Below are 6,910 nucleotides of genomic sequence, written 5' to 3'. Positions count from 1 at the left end.
GCACTGGCGCAGTGCCGCACGGCGTTCATCGGCGTGGCCGCCATGAGCGGGCTCGTGAACGTGCTCTATCTCACCGGCTCGTTCTTCATGCTGGAGGTCTACGACCGGGTCATCCCGAGCCGCTCGGTGCCCACCCTGATCGGCCTCTGCATCCTCGCCCTCGTGCTCTACGCCTTTCAGGGCCTGCTGGAGGCCCTGCGCTCGCGCGTCCTCGCCCGCATCGGCGCGGCGCTCGACGAATCCCTGAGCGGGCGGGTGTTCGACATCGTGGTGCGCGCCCCCCTGAAGGGCGCGGCCCCCGGTGACGGCCTGCTGCCCCTGCGCGATCTCGACCAGCTGCGCGCCTTCCTCGGCGGATCGGGGCCGTCCGCCTTCTTCGACCTGCCCTGGATGCCGATCTACCTCCTGATCTGCTTCCTGTTCCATCCCCTGATCGGCGTCGCCGCCCTGGTGGGGGCGGCCGTGCTCGCGACCCTCGGCTTTCTCACCGACCGGGCGACCAAGCATCCGGCCCAGACCGCCACCGCCCACGGCCTGCGCCGGAACGGCCTCGCGGAGGCCGGCCGCCGCAACGCCGAGGTGCTCGCCGCCATGGGCATGCAGGGGCGCTTCGCCACCCGCTGGGCCCTGGCCAACCGCGACTACATGCAGTCCCAGCAGCGCGCCTCCGACATCGCCGGCGGCTACGGCGCCGGCTCGAAGGTGTTCCGCACCGCCCTCCAGTCCGGGGTGCTGGCGCTGGGCGCCTACCTCGTCATCAATGGCCAGGCCTCCGCCGGCATCATCATCGCCTCGTCGATCCTGGTGGCCCGGGCCCTGGCCCCGGCCGAGCTCGCCATCGCCAACTGGAAGGGCTTCGTCCAGGCGCGCCAGTCCTGGTCCCGCCTGTCGGACCTCTTCGCCCGCATGCCGGCCGGCGCGCAGCCGCACGCGCTGCCGGCACCCGCCCGCGCGCTCCAGGTCGAAGGAATCAGCGTCGCGCCGCCCGGCACCCCGCGCCTCGTGGTCCAGGACGTCAGCTTCGCCCTCCAGGCCGGCCAGGGCCTCGGCATCATCGGCCCCTCGGCCTCGGGCAAGTCGAGCCTGGTGCGAGCCCTCGTGGGCGTCTGGCCGGCCGTGCGCGGCAAGGTCCGCCTCGACGGCGCCGCCCTCGACCAGTGGTCGGCCGACGATCTCGGCCCCCATATCGGCTTCCTGCCCCAGGAGGTTGAGCTGTTCGCCGGCACCGTGGCGGAGAACATCGCCCGCTTCGATCCGCAGGCGCCGTCCGACGCGGTGATCGCGGCCGCACGCGCAGCGGGCGTGCACGAGCTGATCCTGCGCCTGTCGGAGGGCTACGACACCCGCATCGGCGAGGGCGGCGCCGGCCTCTCCGCCGGCCAGCGCCAGCGCGTCGGCCTCGCCCGGGCGCTCTACGGCGATCCCTTCCTCGTCATCCTGGACGAGCCCAACGCCAATCTCGACGCCGAGGGCGAGAACGCCCTGACCCAGGCGATCATCGGGGTCCGGCGGCGCGGCGGCATCTGCGTCGTCATCGCCCACCGGCCGTCGGCCCTGGGCGCGGTCGACCTCATCCTGATGATGTCCGACGGCCGGGCCCAGGCCTTCGGACCGAAGGACGAGGTCCTCAAGCGCGTGCTGCGCCCGGCTTCGGTTCCCATGGACAAGCGGGCCGCCCCCGGCGCCCTGCAGGAGAGTGCATGATGGCCGTCGCCCTCAGCCCGATCGATCTGCAGCCCGCCCTCACGGCTCCGCGACCCACGGCCCAGGGCTCGATCCGCCGCCACCTCGCCCTCAGCCTCGCCCTGGGCGCGGTGCTGGTGGTGGGCGTGGGCGGCTGGGCCACCTTCACCCAGATCTCCGGCGCCGTGATCGCGCCGGGCCAGCTCGTGGTCGAGTCCGACGTCAAGAAGGTGCAGCACCCCACCGGCGGCGTCGTCGGCGAACTGCGTGTGCGCGACGGCATGCGCGTCAAGGCCGGCGACATCCTGATCCGCCTCGACGAGACCCAGACCCGGGCCAATCTCGACATCATCCTGAAGGCCCTGGACGAGCTCGCCGCCCGGCGCGCTCGCGACGAGGCCGAGCGCGACGCTGCCGCCGCCATCGCCTTCCCGCCCGAACTGCTGGCCCGCAAGGACGGCGATCCGTCCGTCGCCCACCTGATCGAGGGCGAGACCCGGCTGTTCAACGCGCGCGTGGCCGGCCGCGAGGGCCAGAAGGCGCAGTTGCGCGAGCGCGTCCAGCAGTTGCGCGAGGAGATCAAGGGCCTGACCGAGCAGGTCGCGGCCAAGGCGCGCGAGGTCGGCTTCATCACCGGCGAGCTGCAGGGCGTGCGCGAGCTCTATGCCAAGAACCTGGTGCCGCTGGCCCGCGTCAACGCCCTGGAGCGCGACGCCGCCCGCCTCGACGGCGAGCGCGGCCAGCTCCTCGCCTCGACGGCCTCGGCCCGCGGCAAGATCGCCGAGACCGAGCTGCAGATCCTGCAGATCGACGGCGACATGCGCACCGAGACCGGCAAGGATCTCGCCGAGATCCGCGGCAAGTGGTCGGAATACGTCGAGAAGCGCGTCGCCGCCGAGGACCAGCTCAAGCGCGTCGACATGCGCGCGCCCCAGTCTGGCACGGTGCATCAGCTGACGGTGCACACCATCGGCGGCCTCGTGACGCCCTCCGAGCCCGCCATGCTGATCGTGCCGGAGGCGGACCAGCTCGCGGTCGAGGTGAAGATCCAGCCGCAGGACATCGACAATGTCCGCCTCGACCAGGCAGCGGTGCTGCGCTTCTCGGCCTTCAACCAGCGGACCACGCCGGAGATCGACGGGGTGGTGTCGCGGGTCTCGGCCGACGTCACCTCCGACCCGAAGACCGGCATGAGCTACTACACCGCCCGCATCCGGGTGCCCGAGGACCAGAAGGAGCGCCTCGGCTCGGTCCGCCTGGTTCCGGGCATGCCGGTCGAGACCTTCATGCAGCTCGGCAACCGCTCGGTGCTCAGCTATCTCACCAAGCCTCTGACCGACCAAATCGCCAAGGCTTGGCGCGAGAAGTAAGGCTTGGCGCGTGAAGTAAGGCTTGGCGCGTGAAGTAAAGTCTGGCGCCAGAGAACGGGTCGGATCCTGAAGATCGTTTCCTGCCCGATCAGGGGGTCGGCGGAATCGCCGGCCTGAGGCGTCCGAGAATGGCCCGGATATGCGCCCGAAGCGCCGGGATTCCCCCGGAGGGTGCTTCGGCTTCCGGACTCGCAAGCTGCCCCTCGAGGCCCGTCATCGATCCGCATCTCCGAACGTCGCGGGACGTTTTTGCAGTGCAACAACTAAGACGTATGATCGCCATTGGGTTGTCAATACCTGCTTGTAGCTAAATTGCGCATCCGGGCCAGCGACGGCATCGTCCCTGAACGAGACGCTCGATTCCCACCGAAACAAGCCGGGGCCGGGCAACGACACCCCACGCCGACCACGACGCAGCACACATCTGATCGGCACGGCGCTTCCGATCCGCTTCGCATCCTCCCGGCCGGACGGGGATGCGAAGCGGATCGAGCGGCAGGCCCGCGGAAGCGAAGACGTCAGGCCCATGCCTATCCCTGCCTCCCAAGGGCCATTTCCCCGATGCGCTTCCACTTCGACCTGACCGACGGCCGAACCACCCTGTCCGACGTGAAGGGGGCGCAAGCAGCCGACCTCAGGGAAGCCATCGACCAGGCCGAACTGGTCATCGAGGAACTGCGTGGGGCAGGCGAACTGCTCGATGTCGATGGCCCCTGGGACCTCGTGATCCGGGATGCGGAGGGGCGGGTCCTGCACCGCATGCCGGTCGTGCCGACGGAATGAAGCATCCCGAAGCCGGCGCCGCGCCGTCCCACGCCGCGTGGGACCCGTTCGCGCCGGGCGGCTGACCGTCGCATCGGACCCGGCCCTGCCTTAAGACAAGGGGGCCATGTCTGCGAAGGGCAGGCAGGTCTATTGTAAGGCAGGCATGGACGACGCGGCGACGGAAAGCGCGATGACGAGGCGGATGCGCCCGCGCACCGCCGTGGTCCGGATCCGCGCGGCCGCGGCCTGGATCGGCCTGCTCGCGGGCGGCGCGGCCCTGGCGGCCGCGGCGGTCCCCGTGCTCGCGCCGGCCTGCCTCGCGGGCCGCCTCCTGACAGCCGCCCAGGATCCCGGTGCCCTGGCGGAGATCCGCCTGGAGCGGGCGGCCTCGCCCGAGCGCCTGGAGGCGGGCCTCGATGCCGCGATCGCGGCGGAGGACGAGGATCTGGCCCTGAGCTTCCTGGCGCTGGCCGAGGCCCGCGGCCTGCCCGTCGATGCGGCCCGCCGGACCCGCGCCGAGGCGCTGGCGCAGGGCCGGGTGGCCCGCGCGGCGCGGGACTTCGCCGCCGGCGCGGTCTCGGGCACCGCGGAGGGGATGGCAGGCCTCGCCGGCACCCTCGCGGCCGACGTCACCGGAATCGGCGACCTGCGCGACCTCCTGCGGGAGGGCGGGCGCTACGCCCGCGCCGAGCCCTACGATCCGCTCCTCCTCGGCATGGCCCTGGTCGGTCTGCCGCTCACCCTCTCGACCTGGACGGCCGGGGCGGGGGCGGGTCCACGCGCGGGCCTGACCGTGCTGAAGGCGGCGCGGCGCGGCGGCCGGCTCTCACCCGCCCTGGCGGCGAACCTCGGACGCACGGTGCGCAGCAGCATCGACGGGGAGGCCCTGGCCCGCGCGGTCGGTGCCTCCGCCCGCCTCGACCTCGCCGGCGCCCGGACGGCCGCGAGCCTCGCCATCCGCCCCGGCACGGCGACGCGCCTGACGGCCCTCGCCGGCGACGCCCTCGTCCTCGGACGCCGCACCGGCCAGCGCGGGGTGATGCAGGTGCTCGGACTCGCCCGGGACCCCGCCGACGTCGCCCGTGCGGTCCGCCTCGGCGAGCGCCTCGGCCCCCGCACCCGCGCCGCCCTCGCGCTCCTCGGGCGCGGCGCCCTGGCCCTCGGCGCCGGACTCACGGCCCTCGCGGGCGCGCTGCTGGCCGGCCTGGCCTGGTGTCTCGGCCTCGCCCTGTTCTGCCGCCGCCTCGGGCTGCTGATCGGCCGCATGATCTGGCGCCGCCCGGGCCGGATGAGCCCGACCCGCATGCCGACGCCGCGATGGCATGCGGGTCGGGGGCAGGCCATCGACGAACCCGACGCCACGGGGCCGTCGGCAGCGTCAGGCATCGAAGCTTGATGAAGGGCTTCGCGACGGGGCTCGGCCCGAGCCATCGGGGCGTCGCCCCCGACCCTGCACCGAAGATCCCCGACGGCGAAGCTCGACCCCGAGGGTAGCCGTGGCTCGCGGCGCCCGCACCGGGCGGGAGCCCTCGCGGCGGTCGGCTCAGGCCGCGCGGAGGCCGCCGAGGGTCATGTCGTCCGCCGGCGCCGATGCGTTGGCCGGCGTCACGGTCGTGTGAGCCCGGCAGACGCGGTTCCGCCCCTGGGCCTTGGCCTCGTAGAGCGCGGCATCGGCCTGTCGCGTCGCGTCCTCGAAATTCCCGGCATCCGGGGACATCATGGCGCCCCCGATGCTCACGGTCACCGGCAGGGGGCCGGCCGGAACGGTGAACGACGCGTCGGCGATGCAGGCCCTCAACCGTTCGCCCACGCTGAAGAGTTCGTTCGCATCGATGCCCGGAAGCACCACGAGGAACTCCTCGCCGCCCCAGCGGGCGACCATGTCCGTCGACCTCAGCGCAGTCGCCACCCGGGCCGCGAACGCCGACAGAACGAGGTCCCCGCCCTCGTGCCCGTGGCGGTCGTTGATGGCCTTGAAGTGGTCGATGTCGAGGATCAGCACGCCCCCTGCCGGGCCGGAGCCCGGGTGCGGGAAGCGGCGGCGCAGCATCTTCTCCAGGCCGCGGCGGTTGGACAGGCCGGTGAGCGGATCGGTCTCGGCGAGACGAAGGAGGGTGCGGTTGGCCCGCTCGGCGGTCATCGCGACGAATCCGAAGTAGATGAAGACCCCCATGACCTGATCCAGGACCATGGAGATGCGCGCGCTTTCGGCCGAGGCGACCGGCCGGTCGGTTCCGAGCATCATCCCGATGGAGAGCAGGAAGATGAGGGCGTAGGACCCGAACGCCACGGTTTCGATGGACTGCGCCCAGAGCCGTTCGGCCCCGGCCGAGAGGCGGACGGTCTCGAACACGGCGAGGAGGGTCGGCAGGAGGCAGCAGGCGAAGACCGCCGCGAGCGCCAGCCGGGTGGAGAGGCCGAGGCCGTGGAGGGCCGGGTAGATCAGGCCGGGGAGGGCCGCGAGGACGAGGGCGAGCCCGACCCGAACCGGCCGCCCGAAGAAGCTGCGCAGGCCGGTCCAGGCGAGGACGAGGCTTCCGCCGTAGAGCCCGTAGACGATCGTCGCGACGGGCAGCGGGGGCAGTTCGTCCGGCCCCGCCCACATCATGATGAACGACCCGGCCATCGAGATGCCCATGGCGCCCATCCACTGCCAGAGATGAGTCTGGCGGCGCTGGCTCAGGACCATCACGAGGAAGACGCACACGTAAGCGCACCGGCTGGCCGCGCTTGAAAAATGCAACGTATAGAGATCAAGCGTCATGGAACGACACGCTCCCGATCAGGAGAGCCACAAGGCCTCGAAGTACATGTCGATCGCGGATCTCTGTCATGTCGAGACTGGTTCGCAAAACGGCGATCGATCCAGACACTGCGGTTCGACCAGGGAAAGTGAAATTTTTTCTTGAAATCTGACGCGCTCCTTCAGAGCAGATCGGATCCGGTGAAGACTAATCCCGAACATGTTAAAGATGGCACAATGTTTGGGCATCAATAGTCTGTAAAAGGTTTGGGTCGATAGGATCGGGCTCCCGGAGAGGGAGACTGCGGGAGGCACGCTCCAGGCGGCCGTCCCCTCGGGGAGGCGAACC

The 6,910-nt window shown here is 71.5% G+C and carries 5 protein-coding genes; 4 read left to right on the top strand and 1 reads right to left on the bottom strand.

Annotated features, from left to right (window positions below; translation table 11 throughout):
- From ACLBWX_RS21015 to ACLBWX_RS21000, 4 genes are all read left to right on the top strand, one after another.
- A partial coding sequence (locus tag ACLBWX_RS21015) for a type I secretion system permease/ATPase (RefSeq protein WP_447678919.1) occupies nt 1-1,704 on the top strand: 1,704 nt, incomplete at its 5' end.
- Entirely contained in the window at nt 1,704-3,053 is a 1,350-nt protein-coding gene (locus tag ACLBWX_RS21010; RefSeq protein WP_447678920.1) for an HlyD family type I secretion periplasmic adaptor subunit, read from the top strand. The genes ACLBWX_RS21015 and ACLBWX_RS21010, both read left to right, overlap by 1 nt.
- Nucleotides 3,054-3,614: 561 nt before the next feature.
- Nucleotides 3,615-3,836 (top strand): DUF6894 family protein, encoded by a 222-nt coding sequence (locus ACLBWX_RS21005; RefSeq protein WP_447678918.1) that lies wholly within the window; start codon nt 3,615-3,617, stop codon nt 3,834-3,836.
- 172 nt (nt 3,837-4,008) lie between these two features.
- Complete coding sequence (locus ACLBWX_RS21000) at nt 4,009-5,214, top strand: hypothetical protein (protein WP_447678917.1); 1,206 nt, start codon at nt 4,009-4,011, stop codon at nt 5,212-5,214.
- Between the two features lie 147 nt (nt 5,215-5,361).
- Here the strand turns inward: ACLBWX_RS21000 and ACLBWX_RS20995 are convergent, their stop codons facing one another.
- Complete coding sequence (locus ACLBWX_RS20995; RefSeq protein WP_447678916.1) at nt 5,362-6,525, bottom strand: GGDEF domain-containing protein; 1,164 nt, start codon at nt 6,523-6,525, stop codon at nt 5,362-5,364.
- Nucleotides 6,526-6,910 lie beyond the last annotated feature (385 nt).

Source organism: Methylobacterium sp. M6A4_1b, from assembly GCF_053345175.1.
Note: the sequence above shows the minus strand (reverse complement) of the source record. Positions and strands in the feature narration are given on the sequence as shown.

What these genes read in the sequence shown, in the direction of transcription:
- ACLBWX_RS21010 (WP_447678920.1), top strand. Translation starts at nt 1,704, where the DNA reads ATGGCCGTCGCCCTCAGCCCGATCGATCTGCAGCCCGCCCTCACGGCT.
- ACLBWX_RS21005 (WP_447678918.1), top strand. Translation starts at nt 3,615, where the DNA reads ATGCGCTTCCACTTCGACCTGACCGACGGCCGAACCACCCTGTCCGAC.
- ACLBWX_RS21000 (WP_447678917.1), top strand. Translation starts at nt 4,009, where the DNA reads ATGACGAGGCGGATGCGCCCGCGCACCGCCGTGGTCCGGATCCGCGCG.